Source organism: Candidatus Laterigemmans baculatus (assembly GCF_010367455.1).
In the GTDB taxonomy this organism is placed as follows: Bacteria; Planctomycetota; Planctomycetia; order Pirellulales; family Pirellulaceae; genus Laterigemmans; species Laterigemmans baculatus.
Window position 1 is genome coordinate 27087 of record NZ_WRPR01000012.1, and the last position, 22750, is coordinate 49836.

The 22750-nt window shown below is 62.7% G+C and carries 17 protein-coding genes; 10 read left to right on the forward strand and 7 right to left on the reverse strand.

What is annotated here, in order from left to right:
• From GNK13_RS02190 to GNK13_RS02205, 4 genes are all read left to right on the forward strand, one after another.
• Positions 1-759 (forward strand): creatininase family protein, encoded by a 759-nt coding sequence (locus tag GNK13_RS02190; protein WP_164100804.1) that lies wholly within the window; start codon positions 1-3, stop codon positions 757-759.
• Positions 760-763: 4 nt separating this feature from the next.
• Positions 764-2047 carry a hypothetical protein gene (locus tag GNK13_RS02195; protein ID WP_164100805.1) on the forward strand — a complete coding sequence of 428 codons (1284 nt, stop codon included), beginning with the start codon at positions 764-766 and terminating at the stop codon, positions 2045-2047.
• Positions 2048-2878: 831 nt separating this feature from the next.
• Positions 2879-3430, forward strand: a complete 552-nt coding sequence (locus tag GNK13_RS02200; protein ID WP_235934723.1) for a CAP domain-containing protein — start codon at positions 2879-2881, stop codon at positions 3428-3430.
• Between the two features lie 32 nt (positions 3431-3462).
• Positions 3463-4311, forward strand: coding sequence for a hypothetical protein (locus tag GNK13_RS02205; RefSeq protein ID WP_164100806.1), 849 nt, complete (start codon positions 3463-3465; stop codon positions 4309-4311).
• Here GNK13_RS02205 and GNK13_RS02210 read toward each other — a convergent pair.
• From GNK13_RS02210 to GNK13_RS02225, 4 genes are all read right to left on the reverse strand, one after another.
• Positions 4305-5813 carry an outer membrane protein assembly factor BamB family protein gene (locus tag GNK13_RS02210; protein WP_164100807.1) on the reverse strand — a complete coding sequence of 503 codons (1509 nt, stop codon included), beginning with the start codon at positions 5811-5813 and terminating at the stop codon, positions 4305-4307. The two genes, GNK13_RS02205 and GNK13_RS02210, sit on opposite strands and share 7 nt — an antisense overlap.
• 163 nt (positions 5814-5976) lie before the next feature.
• Entirely contained in the window at positions 5977-7326 is a 1350-nt protein-coding gene (locus tag GNK13_RS02215; RefSeq protein ID WP_164100808.1) for a DUF1501 domain-containing protein, read from the reverse strand.
• Between the two features lie 13 nt (positions 7327-7339).
• The gene (locus GNK13_RS02220; RefSeq protein ID WP_235934724.1) at positions 7340-9712 is read right to left on the reverse strand and encodes a PSD1 and planctomycete cytochrome C domain-containing protein; all 2373 of its coding nucleotides are present in this window, start codon (positions 9710-9712) and stop codon (positions 7340-7342) included.
• 131 nt (positions 9713-9843) lie between these two features.
• The gene (locus GNK13_RS02225; protein WP_164100809.1) at positions 9844-11232 is read right to left on the reverse strand and encodes a dipeptidase; all 1389 of its coding nucleotides are present in this window, start codon (positions 11230-11232) and stop codon (positions 9844-9846) included.
• Between the two features lie 212 nt (positions 11233-11444).
• Between GNK13_RS02225 and GNK13_RS02230 the strand changes: the two genes are divergently transcribed.
• The gene (locus tag GNK13_RS02230; protein WP_164100810.1) at positions 11445-11786 is read left to right on the forward strand and encodes a family 16 glycoside hydrolase; all 342 of its coding nucleotides are present in this window, start codon (positions 11445-11447) and stop codon (positions 11784-11786) included.
• A gap of 56 nt (positions 11787-11842) precedes the next feature.
• The gene (locus GNK13_RS02235) at positions 11843-12724 is read left to right on the forward strand and encodes a DUF1206 domain-containing protein (RefSeq protein WP_164100811.1); all 882 of its coding nucleotides are present in this window, start codon (positions 11843-11845) and stop codon (positions 12722-12724) included.
• Between the two features lie 59 nt (positions 12725-12783).
• On the opposite strand, the gene GNK13_RS02240 is transcribed toward GNK13_RS02235, so the two are convergent.
• Positions 12784-13503: a DUF434 domain-containing protein gene (locus tag GNK13_RS02240; protein ID WP_164100812.1), complete on the reverse strand. Its 720-nt coding sequence runs from the start codon at positions 13501-13503 to the stop codon at positions 12784-12786.
• A gap of 16 nt (positions 13504-13519) precedes the next feature.
• Positions 13520-14842 carry a Gfo/Idh/MocA family protein gene (locus GNK13_RS02245; protein ID WP_164100813.1) on the reverse strand — a complete coding sequence of 441 codons (1323 nt, stop codon included), beginning with the start codon at positions 14840-14842 and terminating at the stop codon, positions 13520-13522.
• 163 nt (positions 14843-15005) lie between these two features.
• Between GNK13_RS02245 and GNK13_RS02250 the strand changes: the two genes are divergently transcribed.
• The 4 genes from GNK13_RS02250 to GNK13_RS02265 all read left to right on the forward strand — a co-directional run bounded on the left by GNK13_RS02250 (position 15006) and on the right by GNK13_RS02265 (position 21250).
• Entirely contained in the window at positions 15006-17426 is a 2421-nt protein-coding gene (locus tag GNK13_RS02250) for a PSD1 and planctomycete cytochrome C domain-containing protein (protein WP_164100814.1), read from the forward strand.
• Positions 17427-17441: 15 nt separating this feature from the next.
• The gene (locus tag GNK13_RS02255) at positions 17442-18881 is read left to right on the forward strand and encodes a DUF1501 domain-containing protein (RefSeq protein WP_164100815.1); all 1440 of its coding nucleotides are present in this window, start codon (positions 17442-17444) and stop codon (positions 18879-18881) included.
• Entirely contained in the window at positions 18878-20236 is a 1359-nt protein-coding gene (locus tag GNK13_RS02260) for a hypothetical protein (RefSeq protein ID WP_164100816.1), read from the forward strand. The genes GNK13_RS02255 and GNK13_RS02260 overlap by 4 nt, the downstream gene beginning before the upstream one ends.
• A 276-nt stretch (positions 20237-20512) precedes the next feature.
• Entirely contained in the window at positions 20513-21250 is a 738-nt protein-coding gene (locus GNK13_RS02265) for a 3-keto-disaccharide hydrolase (RefSeq protein ID WP_164100817.1), read from the forward strand.
• Between the two features lie 15 nt (positions 21251-21265).
• Here the strand turns inward: GNK13_RS02265 and GNK13_RS02270 are convergent, their stop codons facing one another.
• Complete coding sequence (locus GNK13_RS02270) at positions 21266-22444, reverse strand: hypothetical protein (protein WP_164100818.1); 1179 nt, start codon at positions 22442-22444, stop codon at positions 21266-21268.
• Positions 22445-22750: the final 306 nt, after the last annotated feature.

The following is a 22750-nucleotide window of genomic DNA, read 5'->3' on the forward strand; positions in this document are numbered from 1 at the left end:
ATGCTGCTGCAAGAATTGGCCTGGCCCGCTGTCCGCGCCCTGCCCCGAGAGACGCCGGTGATCATCCCGATCGCCGCCGTCGAACAGCATGGGCACCACATGCCGCTGTACACCGACAGCATGTTGCTCGGCGAGATCGTTCGCCGCGTGGAACAACGGGCCTCCGAGCAAGTCTTGGTAGCGCCGTTGATGTGGTTGGGTAATTCGCATCACCATCTCGACTTTGCCGGGACTCTCTCGTGTGAGCCTCGCGTGTATCTCGACCTGCTGGTGAGTTTGCTCGACAACCTGATCGGCCATGGCTTTCAGCGGCTGTTGATGTTGAACGGTCACGGGGGCAATGACGTGCCGGGCAAGCAGGCGGTGTTTGAAGTTCGCCAGCGATATCGCAGCCGCGGCGACCTTCTTCTGCTGTTTACGACCTACTGGTCTCTCGGCGGACGACCGTGGGAAACGATGCCCGAGATCCAGCAAAAGGAAATGGGACACGCCTGCGAGTGGGAGACGTCGATGATGCTCCGAATCTCGCCCAGGTTGGTCGGCGATTACCGCGCGGTGAGAGCCGTTCCGCCAGGCGACTCCTTTCTTCCTGCGACGCGCGGTTGGGTGACGCAGGAACGCTCCGAGGCGGGGCATATCGGCTGGCCCCAACTGGCGTCGGCGGAGAAAGGGGAGCACTTGCTAGTCACCTTCAGCGACGATGTCGAACGTTTGATCGAACGCATGTTGAAATGGGACGGCCGTTCTTGGGAGGGTTAAGCGGATGATTACGCGCAGAGACTTTGTCAGTGCCCTGGCTGGTGGGGTTGCGGCTCCGGCGCTATTCGGATCTGTGGCCGCGGGGGAGTCCGAGGCCGCAGGGGCACCGGGTTCGAGAAAGAAAATCGCCTTTCTCGGAACCTGCGCGTTCCGCCATTCGCATGCCCAGCATTTTCTCGATCGGCTCGCGATGGGCTACGCCAGCGGCGGACGATGGGTCGAGCCAAAACTGGAGGTGGCCTCCGTCTTCCTCGATCAGTTTCCCGAGAACGACATCGGCCGCCAACGGATTGCCAAATACGGTCTGAAGCGGTTTCCGACGGTCGCCGAGGCGCTCACGCTCGGCGGAGAAGAACTGGCGGTCGATGGCGTCATCCTGATCGGCGAGCATGGCGATTACCCGATGAACGCCAAAGGCCAGACTCGTTATCCTCGCTATGCCTGGTTCAAGGAGGTGGTCAAGGTTTTTGAAGCGAGTGGGCGAAGCGTACCCGTGTTCAACGACAAACATCTCTCCACCGAGTGGGCGGAGTGCGTGGAGATGGTGGAGGACGCAGAGCGTCTCGGCTTCCCCTTCTACGCCGGGTCGTCACTCCCGGTTACCTGGCGGCTGCCGGCGTTCGACCTGCCCTACGACACGCCGCTCAAGGAGAGTGTGTGCGTCGCCTACGGAGGCGTGGACAGCTACGACTTTCACGCTCTGGAAACCGCTCAGTGCATGTCGGAGCGGCGGCAGGGAGGGGAAGTGGGGATACGCTCGGTGCATGCGGTGACGAACGAGCGGTGCTGGGAGTTGCTCGCGCAGCGCGAAGCGACGAGCAAGCTGTTCGTCTCGGCGCTGTGCCGCAGCCACAATCTGCCAGTGGAAACCGGCTATCCGACCGCTCCGATCACGATCGAGTGGGCTCGCCGTGCGCTGCCCAACACGACCGCCTATTTTGTCGAACATCTCGACGGCTTTCGGACCACCATCTTCTTGACCGGCATCCGCGATTTCAACTACGCGGGGATGCGCGCCGACAATGGGGAAATCATCGGCTGCCAGTTCATGCTCCCCATGCCGGGCAGCAGCGCCACGACGGCCGACTTCTTTACTCCGCTGATCCAGCACATCGAGCAGATGATTCTCCGCGGCTCGACGCCCTATCCGATTGCCCGCACGCTGCTGACCTCGGGGATGGTGATCGGCGGCGTCGAATCGTTAGCCGCTGGAGAAAAGCGGTATGCCACGCCCGAGATGGCGGTCGCGTATCGCGGCCCCCGCGAATCGATGTACTGGCAGCAGTAGGCTCTGCCGGAAAAGCCAGAGCCGACGGCGCTAGCCGCGGGTGAGCCGACGGCGCTAGCCGCGGGTGTTGCAGTGGCAATCCCTGGGCTGCGAGGCCCGAGGCTAGCGCCTACGGCTCAAGGGATTGGAATCGCCAGGTTTTCTGACGGAAAGCCGTCTCGAGCAAACCCCGGAGACCAGCCAGGCAAGTTGCCCAGTTTAACGCACTGCCGCCGCGCTTCGGCTTTCCGACGATGGAAGTTGCGGATTACGGGTTTTGCGTAACTCGGGTCGTTGTTTGAGTTAGGGTCGTGCCAGGATTTCCTAAGTTGGGGCGTTTCGGGATAAAGCCGGTTAGCCCCTTTACCTGGAGAGAAAAAACACCATCTTGCTGGGCGTTTTGGGGACTGGAGGCTGGCGGAGGCCGGTGTTCCAGTGTGTTGCGGCAGGCCCGCGTCGGGCTTTGGCCGCCCCCAGAGTGGTTCGTTTCGTACCTGAAGATGGAGACGTACATTGGTTCGTTCAGCTACGGCTTTAGCGGCGGCACTTTCGACGGTCTTCCTTGCCGCCCCAGCTTCGACGCTGTCGGCCCAGGGAGTGGTCTCGATGCCGGTGGGCTCGGGCTGCACCAGCTGTGGAAATGGTTCATCGGGAGCCCGCGTGATTTCGAGCTCCCCGGTCGTCTCGGGATCCCGCGTGATTTCGAGTTCGCCCTACTCGGGCAGGGTGATCTCCGGTGGCTCGTGTGGGACGATCTCCGGTGGCTCGTGTGGGACGATCTCCCGTGGCTCGTGTGGGACACGGGGTTATCAGCGGGGTTACCACGGTGGGAGCCGGGTTTATCGGACTTCGATGCCCAGCTACTCGAGCCCTGGCTACTCGAGCCCTGGCTATTCGAGCCCTGGCTACTCGAGCCCTGGCTACTCGGGGCAAGGGTGTGGCAGTGGATCGGGTTGTGGCTCGGTCTCGTCGGGGACGGTGATCCACGGCGCGGTCAGTCACGCGACGGGGGTTCCGGCGACGACCAGCCCGAGGCGCGTGGTCACGGCGCGTGTGGCTGACTCGACTTCGGCACACGTGGTTAGCGGATCGCAGGGGGGAGCGGGCAATGTGCTGGCAGCCCTCAACTCGCAACGGGCTCGACAAGGGCTGGCGAGCCTGCGATACGATCCCCAGTTGCAGGCGGTTGCTCAGCGGCGGGCCCAGCAGATGGCCGCCACGGGAAACAAGAACCATCCTCCGGGGTCGTTCTCGCCTGGGCGCTACGAAGGCGTCGGTTGGTCGAGTTCGTTCTCGCCGTCGGGAGTGTCGGCTTGCTATACCAGCGATCCCCGCATGACGGTGGCCGGAGCGGCGATGGCGACCGGCCGCGACGGCGTTTACTTCTGCGTCGTCTATCGCTGATTTCCGCACCCCCGCGTGCGGTCTCGACGCGCGTGCCGCAGGGAGTGCGGCTCGCGGTGGGGGGAGTCCTGCTCGCTTGGGCAGCGGCGCTCGCGGTGGGAGCCACGCCCGGTGCGGGCGTTTGGGCAGCCGAGCCCCCGGTGACAGAAACGCCGTTGCCGCCTCAGACCGGTTCGGCGTTAGAGCTCACTTCCGAAGAAGCGACATCGTCGGTCCAGTCGCTTGCCGCGTGGGCGGTCACTCAGTTGCCCCGGGTCTACGAAGGGGACAAGGACTGGGGCGAAACGAAAAAGGTTTGGGCCGGCGTCAAGGTCCGCTTCGACGGCTTGAAGCTGAAGACCAATCGGCGGTTTCGGGAACTCCGCCATGGTCGCTGGGCACGCTACCAGTTGAGCCTTCCCGCCGCGGAGCAAGGAGGGCCGGCGGTCGAGATCGTAATCGACCGTGTCCATCAATCGCCCGATGGCCGTTGGCAAATCGAGGCGACGATCACGGCTCCGATGGCATTTGTCGCGCGAGTGGAGCGTTGGAACCTGGGCGTACAGTGGTACAGCGTCAGCGTCGAGGGAGATCTGCGGGTCCGCTTGCGGAGCACCACCACCGTCGGTTTCTACGCCGATTACAGCGAAGTTCCTCCGGCGCTGACCGTCGACCCGCGGGTGGAGATGGCGGAGCTCGCGATCGAGCGGTTTGAAGTCGACCGGATCAGCAAGATTGGAGGGGATGTCGCCGAGGAGCTCGGCGACTTTCTCGAGGACGTATTCCGCGATCGCTTGGTGGAGAAAGAGAATCAGCGGCTTGCGACGAAGCTCAACAAAGCCATCGATAAGAAGCGAGCCCGGCTGCGCTGGTCGCTCGTCGACTGGTTCGCAAGTCACTGAGGCTGGGCGACGCAAACCAATTTCGTGCGGGTGCGGATCAGCAGATTGCCATCGGAGATCGCGGGAGTGGCGATGATGCTTTCGCCCATGTCGTTGGTTGCCAACTGTTCAAAGTCGGCGTGATCGCGGAGGACGACGACTTTACCGTTCTGGCTGGCGATGTAGATCTTGCCGTCCCCCGAGACAGGCGAAGCAAAGTAGTTTCCGCCGCGTCCGACGCGTTTGGCACCGCGGAGCGGTTCTCCCTGTTCAGTGTCGAAGACCGTGCTGATGCCTCCCTCTTTGATCAGCAGCATGCGTCCATCGGAGACGTAGGGCGAGACGATGTGGTCGGTATGCCGCGTCGGATTGCGCCACAGGACGTGGGAATCGGTGACGTCCCCTTCACCGCCGCCCCGGACTGCCAGCACGTACTCGTGCGCTGCGTTCTCCTTCGGCGTATCGTACGTCGCTCCGGCAAAATTGTCGGGATGCAGGAAAGCGAGATCGAGTTCGCGTCCTTCGAGAGCTCCGTCGCCATTGAGATCGCCGCGATCAAACGTTTTGCGAAAGAACGCCTCGGGAATTGGATTGTCTCCCATGAATGCCCGCACTTCGTCTTTGGTCAGCTTGCCGTCGGGGTGGCCGGTTTCGGCGTTGTCGACCGAGGCGAGCCACTGGTTGGCAATCCCTCCGCTCTGCACCGAAATGTAGATGACTCCGTCGCTGCACACGGGCGTCGTCTTGATGTTGCGCAGCAGCGCTTTCGCGTGCCAACGTCGCTCGCCTGTTTCCGGGTCGTAACCAATCAACATCCCGGTACCGGCGACGACAATATCGTCGCGTCCGTCAACGGTGCAGATGACCGGGTGTGAGTAATTAACCGCCATGTCATCTCGGGTGTCCTTCCAGCGCAGTTTTCCCGTCTTGCGATCGAACGCGTAGAAAGCGGGATAGAGATCGTCATCCTGGCAGAAGAGTACCAGGTCGTCGTAGAGGACCGGCGACATGCCGGCACCCCACTTGAAGACGAAAAAAGGCACGGGCAGTTCTTGGTGCCAGATGTCTTCGCCCGTCTCGGCGTCGACGGTCAGCAAACCGAGCGAGGGGAAGTAAAAGTAGACACGCTCGGCATCCGCCGCAGGCGTTGTGCTCGCTTGGCTATTGGTCGCATGGACCTCGGGAAGTTTGCCGGTCGCCCAATCGCGCTGCCAGAGCTTTTTTCCGGACTTCAGATCAAAGGCAAACAGGCTGACCGTCTGCTCGTCGGTCATCCCGTTGACGAACACGCGCCCGGCCGCGACGACCGCGCCTCCCACGCCATCGCCCACTGGATGCTGCCAAGCCACGTTCTCGGAGTCCGAGAAATGGACCGGCAAGGGTTCGTCGTCTTGGGAGATGCCGGTGCAGTTCGGACCTCGGAACTGAGGCCAGTCATCACCGCGGGCCGCGACGGCTGAGAGGACGATCGAGCTGCAGAGGAGTCCTCCGCAACACAAGCGGAGCAGTCGACGTGATCGCATGAGCCGGTTTGTAGCGCGCATCGCGTACCTCTGGGGGCCGAGCGGGATTGCCGGGTTCCAAATTGGGGGTGCATTCTAGCCCTGCCCCCGAGACGAATCCAGCATTTGGCGAAAAGAGAGCCGGAGAAAACGCCGGTCGCTCGCTGGCATCGATCGTCCTGGGTCAGGCAAACAGCTCATGCACCACTTTTCCCCCTTCGGGACCGGTCAAGCGGTGCTCGCGGCCGGCGTACCAGTAAGTCAAATCGTCCGGGGGAAGTCCGAGCAGGTGCAGGATGGTGGCGTGGAGATCGCGGAAATGGACTTTCCCTTCGACCGCTTGGGAACCGGTCTCATTCGTCTTGCCGTGGACATAGCCTTGCTTGACGCCTCCCCCGGCCATCCAGAAGGTGAAGCCCCGCGCGTTGTGGCCCGTTTCGTCCTTGCCGTCGTCAGGTGTGAGACCGGGGCGACCAAATTCACCGCCCCAAATCACCAGCGTCTCATCGAGCAGTCCGCGCTGTTTGAGATCACCGAGGAGTGCCGCGATCGGCGCATCGGTGAATTCGCAGTTCGCTTGGAGATCGCGGCGATGATTCTTGTGCTGGTCCCAGCTGCCGTGATTGACTTCGATGAACCGCACTCCGGCTTCCGAAAAACGCCTCGCGAGCAGGCACTGGCGTCCGAAATCGGAGACGCGACAGGTGCCGACCGACGAGGTATGTTTACCGACTTGATAACGCTCGAGCGTCTCCTGCGTTTCGCGGTTGATGTCGAGCAACTCGGGCGCTTCGGCTTGCATTCGAAAGCCGAGTTCCATCGATTCGATGACGCTCTCTAAATTCTCGTCGCCCGGCCGCTGTAGGGCGTGCTGGCGATTCATTAGCTGTACGAAATCGAGCTGACTCCGCTGCTCGGTTAAGCTGAGCTGCGTCCCTGAAACATTGCGGATCGTCGCTTCCGCCATGTCTTCGCCGTTCACTCCGATCGGCGTCCCGTTGTAGATCGAGGGGAGGAAGGCGCTCGAATAGATCGAGCTCTTCGAAGTATTGAGACTGATGAAGCCGGGCAGATTTTGGTTCTCGGTTCCAAGCCCATAGGTGATCCACGATCCGAGGCTTGGTCGTTCCCGCAAGCGGTCGCCGGTGTGCAGTTGTAAGAAGGACTGAGCATGGATGCCGGTATCGGCGTGCATGCCATTGATGACGCAGAGGTCGTCCGCAAACTTTGCCGTTTCCGGGAACAGCTCGGAAACCCACAATCCACTCTCGCCGTGCTGTTGGAATTGGAAGACCGAGCCAGGATGCTTTTTGTTGCCGGTTTGAGGTTTGTAATCGAACGTATCCATCTGAGCGGGGCCGCCGCTCATACAGAGGAAAATCACCCGCTTGGCCCGTGGCGCCAGCACGGGTTTCCGCTCGACCAAGCTAGGCCCGACCGCCGCGGCTGCTTGCGATCCGCATAGCCCCTGCAACGCCAAGTAGCCGAAACCACAGGCCGTGGACCGCAGCATATTGCGTCGTGAGAAAGGCATGGTTTGGTCCTACTTAGTCGACGTAACGGAATTCATTGGTGATCAGCAACGCTTGGCAGAGGCTGGCCCAGGGGCGGACTTTGTCTTGCGAGTCAGCTTGCGCGCCAGCTTGCACGGCGTCGGTGTGAGCCGCCGCGGGGGGGCCGGTCATGGAGTGGAGGAGACGCTTCGCTGCGGTCCGTTCGGTTTCGGCCGGCTCGCGGCCCAGGGCGCGGCGGAAGGCAGCGCGGACCCGCGGCTCCTCGCCTTCGGCTTCACGCAGGACGCACCGAGCGAGGCTATTGGCTTGGGCGATTACAAACGAGCTGTTGTAGAGATGCAGGGCTTGTCCCGGCACGGTGCTCGTGTCGCGTCGTCCGGTCACTGAGGTAAATTCGGGAAGGTCGAACGCGGCCAGCTCTGGGGGAGGCGAACTCCGCAGGTAGCACAGATAGACGCTTCGCAGGTTGCTCGGTTGATGGAGGTTGCCGGCCAGGTTCACCAAGATGTCGCGGTGGCGGATGATCGAGCCGTCCGCAGGCCGCAGATCGAGTTGGTCGCTGACCTGCAACATGCTGTCCCGCAGTGCTTCGGCATCCAGCCGCCGGTAGTTGTGGCGGGCCAGCAGCCGATTCGCCCCGTCGGTTCTGACCAGCTCGTCGGAGGTCGAGCTGCTCAACTGGTAGGTCCGGCTGAGCACGATCGTTCGAATCAACCGTTTGATCGACCATCCTGAATCGACGAAGCGGAGCGCGAGATGGTCGAGCAACTCGGGGTGGGTGGGAGCTTCGCCGTACTTCCCAAAATCGTCGGGAGTCCGAACCAGCCCTTCGCCAAAGAGGTGCATCCAGACTCGATTGACCATGACGCGGGAGGTCAGCGGATGCGTGGGGTGCGTCAGCCACTGGGCTAACTGCAGACGGCCGCTCTGCTGCGGATCGACCGTGATGGGGCTGGTTTGCTCGAGGGAGACCGCCGACAGAAAGCCTCGCGGAATGGCATCGCCCAGTTTTTTCGATTCTCCGTTGATGTTGATTTTGCAGTCCGCGACCTCTTTGCGGTCCCGCACGCCCATGGCCAAGGGAGTGCCTGGAGCCCACTTCGATTTAGGAATCGGTCGAGGTTCGCCGGTGTTCGAATCGAGGACGAGGACGGTCTCGACAAAATCCGGTGGCGGGAGCACGGTCGGAGCAGCCTGCAGCACATGGACGTCGGTCGGAGGTGCCGTCAAGCCTTCGTGAGCGGCGACACCCCAAAGCGTGTCGGTACTGGTGAAAAGTCCAGCTAGCGCGTAGTAGTCACGCATGGGGATCGGATCAAACTTATGATCATGGCATCGCGCGCAGGCGACGCTGATTCCCATCACCCCGCGGCCGATCACATCGATCTGATCCGCTACGACATCCATGGCGAAATTCTCATTCATCGCCTTCGCCGGTTTGGCGGTGAGGGCGAGGAAGCCGGTCGCGACAAGTTGGCGGTCCCGCTGCTCGGGCGAGTCGGCGGCGAGCAAATCCCCGGCGATCTGTTCAGTGAGAAATTGGTCGTAAGGAGTGTCGCGGTTGAAAGCGTCGATCACATAGTCGCGATATCTCCAAGCATGGGGAAACGTCGGATTGCGGCCGAGCCCGTCATTGCCGTTCGATTCACCATAGCGGGCCACGTCCAGCCAATGCCGACCCCAGCGGACGCCGAACTGAGGGCTGGCGAGCAAGCGATCTACCAACCGCTCGACCGCCGCGGCACCGTCACGCTCGCTTGCCGCGACGAACGTTTCGATCGCCTCGAGCGAGGGAGGCAAACCGATCAAGTCGTAATGCAGACGTCGGGCTAGCGTCCGCGGATCGGCGTCACGCGTGGGGGAGAGTCCCGCCGCTTCGATCCGCGCGAGGACGAAGTGATCGATGCGGTCGCGCGGCCAATTGGTTCGCGCCACTTTCGGCAGCGGCGGCTCCTCGAGAGGCTCGAGCGACCAGAGCACTTCCTCCTGCGGTTCGGCAGTCTTCGGCGGCGGTTCCTCGGTCCGCGGATCGGGAGCACCGCGCTCAACCCAGACTTCGAAATCTCGAATCACCGACTCCGGTAGCGGCTGCTCGGGTGGCATTTCCGGCCCCTCGTAGCGAAGGGCCTGAATCAGCAGGCTGTCCGCTGGCTCGCCCGCTACCAACACCGAACCGGTCTGGCCTCCGCGGCGGATTGCGTCGTGGCTATCGAGTCGCAGCCCGCCACCAAGATCCGCAGAATCGGCCGCATGGCATTCGTAGCAGTGTTCGACCAGGACCGGGCGAATCCGGGTCTCGAAAAAAGTCCGATCCTCAGGCGAGACGGGTTTGGCCTGGACCGCCGGCGGAGCCCCTGGGATCAGCAGGACGAGCGTGCAGGCGACAGCGTAGGCGGAATGATTCACGGCTAGGGCTGCTTCGCGAGAGGCGGGGGTGGGACCCGCAGCATACCACAATCACTGTGGGGGGTGGATAAATCTGGGTGCGCCTCCGGAATCCGGCCGGATGCTCTTCCCGCCGCTTCGCCGCCGCTGATCTAAGAAGCGCGGTCCATGGTTTCGCGGGCGACTCGCATCACGTTTCCGCCGATGATCTTGCGAATCTCCTCATCCGAGTAACCGCGTTGCACCAAGCCCACGGTATAGAGGGGCCAATTGGTCCAGGAGAGACTGTCGGTCATCTCTCGCGTCGTTTGGAAGCTGTCGGCCGGCCAGAGCATGCGGAACTCTTCTCGCCGTCGCGGCAGCCGCGGCACCTTCTTGCTCTCAGCCGAGCTATTTTGCGAGGAGTAGGCGATGTCGGTGCCGATCGCGACGTAATCGATGCCGAACTTCTTTACCACATGGTCGATGTGGTTCAGCAGCATCGCGATGTCGCCGCTGCCTCGGAGATACCGGGGAATGCAGCAGATGCCAACAAAACCTCCGGTATCGGCGATCGCGCGAATCACTTCGTCGGGCTTACTGCGGGCGTGCGGGTTCGAGTCGAGCGCCGCGCAGACCGTGTGGCTGGCGACCGCCGGTTTCTCCGAGACTTGTGCCGACTCGAGACTGGTCTGCCAGCCCGAATGGGCGCAGTCGGGAATCACGCCGACGCGGTTCATCTCCGCAACCACTGCACGACCAAAATCGCTAAGACCCGCATCGGACTTTTCTCCCGATCCATCGCCGATCATGTTGCGGCGTTGATAGGTCAAGTGCATCATGCGGATGCCGAGTTGATAGAACACGCGGAGATAGCGGAGTTCGTCGGGAACCGACACCCACTGCTGAGTGAGCGGAACGCCGTTGCCGGTGAAATATAAACAGTGACGGCCTTCGCGCTTGGCGGTTTCAATGTCTTCGGGGACGGCTGCCTTGGAGACGAATCCCCGCAGCATATCGGTCGCATAGGTGAAGCGTGCGAGCCGTTTGATCAACCGCAGCGGATCTTGTCCTTCTTCGCCCGCATTTTGAAAAATGCAGGTCACGCCCGAGGCTCGCCAGGCCGCCCGGTACTCCTGTTCTTCGACCGGGTCGGTGACCGTCCGCGTCATCGTCATCTCTTCGCGGAGATCGGATATCTCAATACTTGACGCTCCGGCTTCGATCGCCGCGGCGAGTGCGTCCCCGTCGACAGCCGCCCGTGGTGAGAAACCGTAAGAATCAAAGACAATCGATTCAGCGTGCAGCCGTAGTCCTCGCTCGAGTTCCGCGGGCGACGGTTTGAGAATGTTGAGAGCCGCTTCTCGGGCTTGTTGGATGGCGGGATTCAATCGTTCGGTGAGGGCGGAGACGTCGGCGGGAGCCGTTTCCTCGGCCGGTCGTGCCGCGCGCGCTTTTTCGGAACCGGCAAGGCCGACGAGCGAGGCCGCGGCGGATGCCTGGAGAAACGCCCGCCGTTGCACGCTCTGTCTTTCCGCACTGGGTTTCGAGATGTCGGTCATGATGTGAGTGCTCCTGAATCGCTGTGGAGGATCGCGGTGGAGGATCGCTGCAAGATCGCCCGTGTTGCCATGCCCTCGGTGTGGATTGTCGTCGGCGATTGATTGTAACCGGCGTCGAGCGTCGCTGGCGGCAGCGATGCTCGCGTCCTTGCCGGAGCGTGCTGGCGCTCGCTGGACAAAATGCTTGAGCCGGTTCTTTGAAAGGTGTTGGGATGCGCAGGTTTGGGATGTTTTTCGTCTGTTGCTTGTCGGCCCTGGTCGCGCAGGCGGACGCGTTTCCGGCCGAGCCGTGGCATCAGTATCGGGTGGTCGTCCGCGGCAATCATCATCAGCACTGGATCGATGGCGTGCAGACGGTCGACGTCGTCGACCTCGACGCAAAGAATCGGCGACTCGAGGGGGATGGAAGAATCAGCCCCGCCCGACGCGGCCGGCAGGGGGGACGCAAACGGAGGGGAAGGCAGAAGAGTAGGCGCCCCGGCTCTGACAGCGAGTTGGCTCGACTCCACTTGCTGGCATGCCGTTTGCCTTCCGAATTTGGCTGGTGCTGGTGATGTCACCGCCGCTGGTACCACTTCTTCAACTCCGGCGGGCGTGGGGGTACCCAAACATGTCTCAGCAAGTCGCTCGAACCGCACGCACCCCTTCGACCGGCGAGATCGCCGAGCATGGCCGCAAATGGATTGAATACGCCGGTCGAGCGGGGTACCTGACCAAAGGGGTCGTGTACCTGCTCATTGGCGGCATGGCTGCGGCGGCGGGGTGGGGAGCCGGAGGCCGCACGACCGACTCCGAGGGGGCGATTTCGGAGCTTGCCCAACAGCCGTTTGGAACGTTTCTGCTGTGGCTGGTGACGATCGGCCTGCTTGGTTACTGCGTCTGGCGAATCGTTGAGGCCATTACCGATCCGGATGGCAAAGGGACCGATGCGAAAGGGATCGCAACCCGCATTGGCTACGTGATCAGCGGCATTGCTTATGGGATGCTCGCCTGGACCGTCTCGCCGGCAACGGGCTCGCCAGCCGGGGGTGGGGGTGGCGGTTCGGGTCAGACTCAAGACACGGTCGGATGGCTGCTCTCGGTGCCGGGCGGAAAGTGGGTTTTGGGAGCGATCGGTTTGGCCGTTGCAGGCTTTGGCTTGTACCAGATCTACCAAGGGGCGGCCGATAAGTTCATGGACAAGTACAATGCGGGGGGAATGAGCGAGACGCAGCGAAAGGTCGCCAAATATTCCGGCCGCTTGGGTCTGATCGCCCGCGGGATCACCTTTGGGATTATCGGTTTCTTCCTGGTCCTCGCAGCCCGGACGCTCGACCCGAACAAAGTGAAGGGAACCGGCGAGGCGCTCGACGTTCTCGCTCGGCAGCCCTACGGCCAGTGGATTCTGTTCGCCGTTGGGATCGGTTTGTTTTGCTACGGCATCTTCTGCTTTGTGCAGGCCCGCTACAGCACGTTCCGCGTCGGGCGGCTTCCCGCAGGGTCGCCGGTCTGATTCGCTGCCGGGGCGGGGCGTGGGGAGCGATCGCTGCAAAAGGCGATGCTGGCGCTGGCTCAGGTTGCGAGGTCGACTCGCCAGGCGTCGGGCAGGTGGGTGTCAAGCACGATTTGGACCAGGTTGAACCATCGCTCGGTGCGGTCGACGATTTGACTGTCGGAGGAGGCGACAATCTGGTCGCTGCCGATCAGCACGGGATCGGGATCCGGGACCAGTTCGATCTGCCAATCCCAGCCCGCCGCTTCACCGAATTCTCGAAGCAGCGTTTTGAGCCTCCCGCTGTTGGAGACGGGCTGGTCGAGCAGCCACAGGCAAGGTCGGGCTTCGAGTGCAGCGAGCGTGACGCCGAGAATCTCGATCGCGCGTCGCGTCTCGGTCACCGTGCGGTAGTTGCCGTGCATACTGGCCATGTCGCGGTAGCAGCCGTCGCGAGCTTTGAGGATCAGGCCACCGGCGAGCGCTGCTTCGATCGTTGTCAGCACATTGAAGCCATCGATCGAGAGCGCCGCGCCGCGAATCGCGGGCGGCTCGACGCGATGCCGCTGGCGCCGTTCGAGCGCCGCGTCGCCGCAGGCGCAGCGGGCCACCGCCACGCGTTGGCGCGAGTCCAACGCGTAGCGGTCGCCGACCAGCTTCAGACTCGAGCTGGGGGCATAACCGTGGCTGAGCAACCAGCTCAGGTCGCGGGTCGCCATCCGCAGGGCCGGCAAATTCTCACTGCGGAACAGCCGCGAGTCCTCCGGGTGCGGTCCGCGGTGCTTGCGGTGATCGGGCAACGGTCAGGGCCCGCTTTCAGAGCCCGGCGACCTGAAACTCCTCGCGATACTTGCGGCGGAGCAGCTCGTTCGCTTCGGGGAGGTTCGTGACCTGCAGTTGCTCGGCATCCCACTCGAGCTGTTTTTCGGGGAAGCGGTTGGCGACGACTCCCAGCAATAGGGCTTCGGTCAACGGTCCGGCGTAATCGAATCCCGCGCTCGTCTTCGCTTCGCCTCGGCAGGCATCGACCCACTGGTGGTAGTGGCTAACCACTTCGACCTCCGGCGGCTGGTAATCGCGGAACTGCTTTTCGGGGAACAGTTGCGGTTCGCCGACGTGGGGCAGCAACATGTAGCCCCCTTCGCCGACGAACAGCGAGCCTTGGCCGGGGAGCTGGAGTCCTTCGGGAAGCTGCAGCTGCTCGCTCTTTGGCGGTGCGAAGTCGCCGTCGTACCACGTCCAGCGAAGTGTATCGGTGGTCTGGGCGGTTCCGGGGAATTCGTACTCCACGATGTTTTGCGTCGGGTGTCCGACGCCGGTCGGCGGGCGGCAGGTCGTCTTGGCCCAGCGGGGAGCGGTCAGCTGGAGTGCATCGTAGGGCGTGTCGAAGATGTGGACTCCCATGTCGCCGAGCGTGCCGGTGCCGAAGTCGATCAGCTTCCGCCACTGGCCAGGGTGGTAGACCTCGGGCACGTAGGGTCGCTCGTCGCAGACGCCGAGCCACAGATTCCAGGCAAGCGTTTCCGGCGGCGCCGCGCTCGTGGTGAACGCGGGTCCGTCGTAGCCCCAGTTTTTGTTCGACCACGCGTGAACCTGGCTGACTTTGCCGATCACGCCGCTTTGGATCATTTTGACCGCGCGGCGATAGGGGGCACTCGAGTGAACCTGGATGCCCATCTGCGTGGGGACGCCCTTTTGGGCGGCGACTTTCCGCAGTTGCCGAGCTTCAAAAACTTCGTGCGTGAGTGGCTTTTGGCAGTAAACCGGTTTGTCGTGCTGTAGCGCCATCATCGCTGCCGGGGCATGCGTATGGTCCGGAGTGGAGACGACCACGGCATCGAACGAGTCGCCCAGGGCGGAGAACATCTCGCGGTAATCTTGGAACGTCTTGGCGCCGGGATGCTGCTCGTGGGCCGCGGCCAAGCGGGTTTGATCGACGTCGCAGAGGACCGCGACTTCGACTTGCGGGTGCGAGGCAATCGAGCGGAGGTCGGCTCCGCCCATTCCGCCGACGCCGATGTGCGCCGTCCGAAGCCGGCCGTTCGGGGAAGCGGCCCGTCCACGGACCGGGACGAGCGTGGTGGAAGCCAGGGCGGCACCGGCTTTGAGAAAGCCGCGGCGATCGAGCGAAAAGGCCATCGAAAAAACTCCAAACGGCGAGGGAGTGGCGGGAAGGACAACGCAGAGAGCCCAATTTAGCATCACAGACCGGCTGCAAGTCTAGTTGGGACTTGCGTGCAGTGCCCCGCGAGATGGGGTACCATGGGAGCTCCCGCCTACACTCCCTCCAACGAGGCTCGCAATGCGCCGCACTGGCTCCTTTCTGGCCATCATTGCCGCTCTCTGCTGCACGTCGACCGCCGCTCGGGCCGAGACCGATGGAGGAAAGTACTTTGAGCAGTACGTGCGTCCGTTGCTGGCCGGGAAATGCGTGAAATGCCACGGCCCGGAGAAACAGGAAGGTGGGCTGCGGCTTGATTCGCTCGAAGCGATGCTCAAAGGGGGCGACAGTGGACCGGCGGTCGTGGCGGGCGAAGTCGCGGAAAGCCTGCTCGTCGAGGCGGTGCGTTATGAATCCTTCGAGATGCCGCCGTCGGCCCCGCTGCCCGAGGAAGATGTCGCTCGCTTCGTCGACTGGATCGCCGCCGGAGCGGTGTGGCCTGAGCACGGAGAGGCGGTCCGCGAAGTCTCGGGGGTGATTTCCGAGTCCGACCGCCAGTGGTGGGCTTTCCAGCCGCTGCGTCGCCCCGAAGTCCCTGCGCCGGAAGAGGATTCGTGGTCGCGGACCGAGATCGACCGCTTCATCTACGATCGGCTCGTGAGTGAAGGAATCGAGCCCGCCCCGCAGGCTGCGAAAGAGCAGCTGGTCCGGCGGGTCTATTACGACTTGATCGGCCTGCCGCCGACGCCGGAGGAGCTGGCTCACTTCGTGGCGGACGAGTCCCCCGACGCCTGGGAGCGGTTGATCGACCGTTTGCTCGAGGACCACCGGTATGGCGAGCACTGGGGGCGATACTGGTTGGACTTGGTCCGCTACGCCGAGTCGGACGGTTGGAACCAGGATGCTTACCGGCCCCACATCTGGCGCTATCGCGATTACGTCGTCCGCTCGTTCAACGACGACAAGCCGTACCCGCAGTTCGTTCGCGAGCAGTTGGCCGGTGACGAGATTCCGGGCCCCGATCCCGAGGCGCTCGCCGCGACCGGTTATTTGCGGCTGGGGATTTATGAATACAACCAGCGCGACGCCCGCTCGCTGTGGGACGATTCGATCAACGAGATCACCGACGTCACGGCGGACGTGTTTATTGGGATGGGGATGGCCTGTGCTCGCTGCCACGATCACAAGTTCGATCCGATTTTGCAGAAAGATTATTTTCAGCTTCGCGCGTTCTTCGAGCCGCTGATTTGGCGCGACGATGTGCCGATGGCGACCGAGGAGGAACTGGCTGCGTACGAACGGCAGCACGCGGCTTGGCTCGATGCGTCGGCCGAGGTGCAACAGGAAATCGAAGCGCTGCTCAAGCCCTACTACGACCGCAAGTGGGTCTCGACCGTCGAAAAGTTCCCGCTCGATATCCAGGCCTGCTTCCACAAGCCGGTCGAGGAGCGGACGAGCTGGGAGCACCAGATGGCCTACCTGATCGGACGCCAGTTCGAGGAGGAAGGGGGCGGACCGCTGAAGTCGATGAAGAAGGAAGATAAGGCGCGCTACGAAGAGCTGAAGAAGCAACTCGCCGAGTTCGATCATCTCAAACCCGAGCCGCTTCCGGGGCTCATGACGGTCGCCGATTTCCCCGGCACGCTGTCGCCGACCCTGATCCCCGACAGTGCGGACCAAGAACCGATCCCACCCGGCTTTCTGACGGTCCTCAGCGAAGTGGTCGAGCCGGTGGAGCCGCAGAGAATCGACGAGCTCAAGTCGTCGGGGCGGCGGACCGCACTGGCCGAATGGATCGGCAAGGAGGACAACCCGCTGACCACGCGGGTGATCGTCAACCGCATTTGGCAGCAGCATTTTGGGCAGGGGATCGTGCCGACGGCGAGCGATTTCGGTCACCTCGGGCTCCCTCCGACCCACCCCGACTTGCTCGATTGGTTGACGGTCACGTTTGTCGAAGAAGGGTGGAGCTTCAAGAAACTGCACAAGCGGATTCTCATGTCGGCCGTCTGGCAGCAGTCCTCGCTGCATTCCCGGGCGGCGGAGAATCAAGTGAAAGATCCAGCCGAGAGTCTGCTCTGGCGGTTCCCCGTGCGGCGGCTCAACGCGGAACAGATTCGCGATTCGATGTTGATCGCCAGCGGCGAACTCGAGCATCACTGCGGCGGCCCGAGCGTTGACGGCGCGGCTCCCCGGCGGTCGCTGTATGTCAAGTTCTATCGCAACAACCCCGACACGTTCCTGCAGTTGTTCGACGTGGCCAACGGGCTCAAAAGCGTTGCCGAACGCAATCGCACGACGACGCCGATCCAGTCGCTGATGATGCTCAATGGCGACTGGACGCTCACCCGGGCGAAGAAGATGGCCGAGCGGCTGCAAGAGCACGCCGGCTCCCCGCACGAAATGCTGAAGACCGCTTTCCGGCTGAGCTGGGGTCGCGAGCCGACGCCGAGCGAGTTGGAACAGTCGCTGGCGTTCGTCGGTGAGTCGCTTCCCGAGGACCGCGTGGTCGACCTCTGCCATGTGCTGCTGAACTCCAACGAATTCCTGTACGTCGATTGATCGAGGCTGATCCCGATGACTTCCCGCCTTTGCCGACAGTCGAACCAGCCGCACCACTGGAGTCCCGGTTCCCGCCGCGAATTCCTGCAGGCGACGGGATTTGGATTTGGCGCTCTTGCGCTTCAGGCAATGATGCATGAAGAGTTGCGAGGCGCAGAATCTCCTACGCCGGGGCCGCATTTCGCACCCAAAGCGAAACGCGTGATCTGGTGCTTCCTGGAAGGGGGGCCGAGCCATCTCGATTTGGTCGACCCCAAGCCCTTGCTCAACAAGCTGGCCGGCCAGCCTTTGCCGTCGAGCTTTCAGGAGCCGATCACGGCGATGGGGGAGAAAGGGGCGCCGTTGCTCGCCGCTCCGCGGACCTGGAAACAGCACGGCGAGAGTGGGTTGTGGGCGTCGGAGTGGATTCCCCATATCGCCACCTGCATGGACGACATCGCCGTCGTTCGATCGTGCTGGACCAACGGAATCAATCATGCCGGTGGCGTCTGCCAGATGAACACCTGCATCAACGTTGCGGGCCGACCTTCGCTCGGGTCGTGGGTGAATTATGGATTGGGCAGTGGGAATCAAAATCTGCCCTCGTTCGTCGTGATGTGCGACAATTCACGCAAGCCCGTCAACGGTCCGCGAAACTGGGGATCGGGGTTCATGCCGGCGACGCACCAGGGAGTGCATATCGACGGCAGCAGCGCCGAGCCGATCGCGAACCTCAACTGGCCCGAAGGCTATTCGAGCCAGCGGCAGCGTGCGAAACTCGACCTGTTGCAGCAGTTCAATCGCGAGCATGCCTCGATGCGACCGCAGCAGTCTGAGCTCGACGCCCGGATCGAAAGTTATGAGCTCGCGTTCCGAATGCAAGCCCGAGCTCCGGAAGCCGTTGAGTTGTCGGGAGAAACCGCTGCGACTCGCGAGTTATATGGATTGGACCAGAAAGAAACCGAAGCGTTTGGGCGCAACTGTTTGCTCGCCCGCCGGTTGGCCGAGCGGGGCGTCCGCTTCATCCAACTCTACAGCGGTACCGGCAGCGGCTGGGATTCTCATTCGGCGATCGAGAAGAATCACTCGCGGTTGTGCAAGTCGATGGACAAGCCGGTTGCCGGATTGATCAAGGACCTCAAGCAGCGGGGACTGCTCGACGAGACGCTGGTGATTTGGGGCGGTGAGTTTGGCCGCACACCAATGAGCGAAAAGTCCAATGGCCGCGACCATAATCCCACCGGGTTCTCGATCATGATGGCGGGCGGTGGTGTGAAGGGGGGACAGACGATCGGTGCGACCGATGAGCTCGGGTTGTATGCGATTGAAGATAAGATGCACGTCCATGACATCCACGCGTCGATCCTGGGGCTGCTCGGGATCGATAACATGAAGCTGACGTACGACCATAAAGGACGCCCGGAACGCCCCACGATCAACGAAGGGCGATTCAATAAGAAGCTGATCGGGGCGTGAACCGGGAAGACGACACTTCGCGGCAAAGCCGCTGGGCGGAGTGGGCCGTGTTTGTGGTCTGCTTTTGCCTGGCGTGTTTCTTTTTCGCCGTTCAGGTCGGGCGGCGTGACGGCTTGAGTGCTCCACCGCAGCCATTCGATTCGCTCGATTACGATGCGCTCGCTGTTCAAATCGCCAAAGGGAATGGATTCTCCTTTGACTTTCGCGACCCCGATTTTCAGCGTCCGTATTTGGCCGCGGCCGACGGCGAGCGATCGCATGCAACTGCCGACGTGGAGCGGGACCGAATCTATCAGCAGCGACTGGCCGATCCGCTGCATGGTCCAACAACTTTTCGGCCTCCCGGTCTGCCCGCGGTGATGGCAGCGATTTACCAGACGGCCGGCCGCCAGTTCGCCCTCGTGCGGCTGCTCAACTGCGCGGCGATGGCGGCGGCAATTTCGCTCACCTTGGTTTGTGCGTATCGCGCTGCGGGACTGGTCGCCGTGGTGGTGGGGCTGTTTTGCGGGACGATCGTCGACAGCGTTCGCCCTTACATTTCAGGCGACATTCTCTCGGAACCGCTCGCGACCTTGGCGATTACCGTCGTGTTCGTCCTGCAACTGCACTACATCCGGGGGCCTTCGCTGCGACGGGCTGTGGGGATCGGAGGGGCGCTGGGGGTGGCGGTTCTGTTTCGCACCGCCTTCGTGCTATGGCTCCCGGTGCTCCTGCTGGCGATGGTCCTGCCGGTTCCCCATTCGCTCAGGCAAGTGGGTTGGCGGCGACGGCTCGTCGACGCGACGGTGACGGCTGTGGTGCTCGCCGCTTGTGTGGCGCCTTGGGCCGTGCGGAATTCGCTGCTGCTTGAGGAGTTCAAGCCGCTCGGGCTGCACGGTGAAATCAATCTCGCGGTGGCTTACAGCGATCGAGCGTTGCAAGGGGGCGGGCTGTGGTACAACCCGCTGCCCGAGGATCCCGCTGCAGTCGCCGCGCTGCCGGACCGGGCGGTCGAGCGTGAGCAATGGCTGGCCGAGCAGAGTCGCCGCGAAGCGGGCCGATGGCTCGCGGAGAATTGGCGGCAGGTTCCTCGGCTGATAGTCGCTCGGGTGCGGACCGAGTGGTGGCCAACATCGCGACGCGAGATCCTTTTATTGCTGCTCGTGGCCGTCGGGCTGGTGCTCTATCCGCGGCGGGACGAACAGTGGCTGATGGTGTGTTTCCTCGTCGCTGCGAGTGTTGCCGTTGCCGCCAGCTGGTCGGTCGGAGGCCGATTCACGGTTCCGGTTCGCCCGCTGATGTACGCCGCCGCTGGAGTGGGAGCCGCACGAGTCGTGCAGTGGGTGCGGGGTTTGGCGCCGTGGCAGAACCGCTAATCGACACCGATAGCCGCGGGGTCTGCCGCGGAACGCCGCGAAGCCGTGTTTCAAATCAGCCGCCACGCGCTAGCGTCCGGTTTCTGCGGAGTCTGGGAGAACCGGACGCTAGCGCGTGGCGGCTGATGGATAGTCCGGCCGACTACGGCTCAAAAAGGTTGAATTCGCCGGGCACGTACGGGTGCGGATGGATTATGCTCTCGGTGAAGCTGCGAAAACATAACCTCGGAGAGAGATGGCGCTATGGCGTTGATGAGTATTGAGAAGGAATCGGTTATGAGTGGGATCTGCCGGATTGCAATCCTGGTCGGTAGCGTGGTTCTGCTCGGTTGTGGAGCGGGTGTTGCGTCGGCTGAGGAGCCTGCGGGTTGGCGGGACTTGTTCAATGGCAAAGACCTCACCGGCTGGGTCAACGTGAACACCGCGGATGATACCTGGAGCGTTCGCGATGGACTGCTGGTGTGCAGCGGGCATCCGATCGGTGTGATGCGGACGGACCGCCAGTATGAGAATTTTTTGCTCCACATTGAATGGCGTCACATGGAGGCGGGGGGTAACTCGGGGGTGTTCGCATGGAGCGAGGGGACCGTGCCCGAGGGGCGGCGATTACCCAAGGGAATGGAGATCCAGATGCTCGAGCTCGACTGGGTCAACCAGCACAAGCTCAAGGATGGCAGCCTGCCGCCGATCGCCTACGTGCACGGCGAACTATTCGGAGCGAATGGCCTGACGGCGACACCCGACAATCCGCGTGGGACTCGGAGCAAATCGGTGGAGAACCGCTGCAAAGGGAAGGGTGAGTGGAACGTCTACGACGTGGTCTGCGTCGATGGGGAGATCAAGCTGTCGGTGAACGGGAAATTCGTCAACGGGATGAGCGATTCGTCGGTCAAAAAAGGTTACCTCTGCCTCGAGTCCGAAGGAGCGGAGATCCATTTTCGGAATATCCGCATCCTCGAATTGCCCCCGGGGACGACCACGCCCGAAGAAACCGCTCCGTTGGTTGAGGAGTGACTCAGTACTCCCCATCTACGCCGCGGGGCGTTTGACTTCTGCGGCGTCGCTTTGCAGCCAGCCGCGGAGACGCTCCAGATCGCTGCCCCACGCGTTGCCGATTCGCCGCTGGCAGAAGGCGTGGAACAGGAGGTCGACCGTTTCGCTCAAGTTGCGAATCGCGTCGATCCGCTCCTCGAGGACCGCACGGCCTTCGGAATCTTCATCCGCCTGGACTTTGGCTCCGCCGATCCCGAACGTCTCTGCCTGCAGTACGAGATCGTACTGCTGGCCGTCGCGGACGAGGATTAAGCCCGCCTTGCGAGGCAATTTTCCCGACCGGATCGCTTCCATCGCCTCGGGAAGCCGCACCGGCGATTCGGAGGAGATGACCTCTTTGCCGGTTTCGCCCAGCGGGCATTCGAGGGTGAGCGTCTTGGCGAACATGGCGGTCACCTCGGAGCCGTCGGCCAGAGCGATGGTGTCGGATTCGCTCTCCAGGTACCACCACAGCCAGAGGAGGAACTCGTTGCCGAGAAAATCGAGACCTTCCGCGTCGGCCAGCCAGGCCCAGGTCGAGTTGGAGTGGTGTGGATGAAAGCTCGAGGGAGTGACGGCGTCGAAGGCGGCCAGCTGATTCTCGCCCTCCGCCCATCGCTGTGCCAGCTTCCCCACCGTCACGCGATGCAGTTCCACTTCGAACGCCCGTTCGAATAGGTCGGCCGCATGCCCGGCGGCCGTGGCGCTGGAGCCGCCGAAGTAGAGCATTTGGTGGCGGGCATCCCAGAGCACTGGAGACTGCTGCATGCGGAGGTACTTGCCCGTCTTGGCTTCGTCTTCGCAGCGTTGCTCGACTGCGTCCTTCGCTTCCTGACGCTGGGCCTTGGTCGGTCGCCGATCGGGATTCTCCCTCATGATCGCCGCCAATTCCATCTGCAGCCAAGCCTTGCGGATGGGCGAAGGAATCTGATTGGTATCGATCCGCACGGCGCAGTGCAGTGCGTCGTTGATGACGTTCTTTTCCAGGTCGAACGCATGGTCGAAGAGGTGGCCGCCAGCGAGAAATCCGACGTGGATGTTCTCGGTCGAGGAGGTCTGGAACTGGCCACTCCGGTACTGTTCGAGCACCTCAAGGTGCTCGGGCCCAAAGGTGTCGGCTTCGCTACCGGCGACGCGAAATCTCTCGAACGCGATGCTTCCGCTGAGGAATGCCATGCGGGCTCCTGAACTGCAAATTCGTGGGGGGCAGGGGAAATCGACGGTCCAGTCGATCGCTGCGAGGACCTTGGCTACGGGGACCTTATCGGCTCAACGACCACGGGTCTCTCTTCCGTCCTCCGGGGCACCGCACGCTTTGCCGGACTCCTCCAGCCGTTTCGACCGCGTCCGGCGATTCGTCGGGAAAAAAAATGGTGCTCGAGACCGCGAGTCTGATACGTCGTGGGCCAGCCTCTTGGGGTCTTGAAATGGCGGCCAAAGAGCGTGAACGGAGACGCCGTTATGGAGGGTGGGGAGACCGCG

Bases quoted from the DNA above. Each gene is read 5' to 3' on its own strand.
- GNK13_RS02190 (WP_164100804.1), top strand. From the start codon at position 1: ATGCTGCTGCAAGAATTGGCCTGGCCCGCTGTCCGCGCCCTGCCCCGA.
- GNK13_RS02195 (WP_164100805.1), top strand. From the start codon at position 764: ATGATTACGCGCAGAGACTTTGTCAGTGCCCTGGCTGGTGGGGTTGCG.
- GNK13_RS02200 (WP_235934723.1), top strand. From the start codon at position 2,879: ATGCCCAGCTACTCGAGCCCTGGCTACTCGAGCCCTGGCTATTCGAGC.
- GNK13_RS02210 (WP_164100807.1), bottom strand. From the start codon at position 5,813: ATGCGATCACGTCGACTGCTCCGCTTGTGTTGCGGAGGACTCCTCTGC.
- GNK13_RS02215 (WP_164100808.1), bottom strand. From the start codon at position 7,326: ATGCCTTTCTCACGACGCAATATGCTGCGGTCCACGGCCTGTGGTTTC.
- GNK13_RS02225 (WP_164100809.1), bottom strand. From the start codon at position 11,232: ATGACCGACATCTCGAAACCCAGTGCGGAAAGACAGAGCGTGCAACGG.
- GNK13_RS02230 (WP_164100810.1), top strand. From the start codon at position 11,445: ATGCGCAGGTTTGGGATGTTTTTCGTCTGTTGCTTGTCGGCCCTGGTC.
- GNK13_RS02235 (WP_164100811.1), top strand. From the start codon at position 11,843: ATGTCTCAGCAAGTCGCTCGAACCGCACGCACCCCTTCGACCGGCGAG.
- GNK13_RS02245 (WP_164100813.1), bottom strand. From the start codon at position 14,842: ATGGCCTTTTCGCTCGATCGCCGCGGCTTTCTCAAAGCCGGTGCCGCC.
- GNK13_RS02250 (WP_164100814.1), top strand. From the start codon at position 15,006: ATGCGCCGCACTGGCTCCTTTCTGGCCATCATTGCCGCTCTCTGCTGC.
- GNK13_RS02255 (WP_164100815.1), top strand. From the start codon at position 17,442: ATGACTTCCCGCCTTTGCCGACAGTCGAACCAGCCGCACCACTGGAGT.
- GNK13_RS02265 (WP_164100817.1), top strand. From the start codon at position 20,513: ATGAGTGGGATCTGCCGGATTGCAATCCTGGTCGGTAGCGTGGTTCTG.
- GNK13_RS02270 (WP_164100818.1), bottom strand. From the start codon at position 22,444: ATGGCATTCCTCAGCGGAAGCATCGCGTTCGAGAGATTTCGCGTCGCC.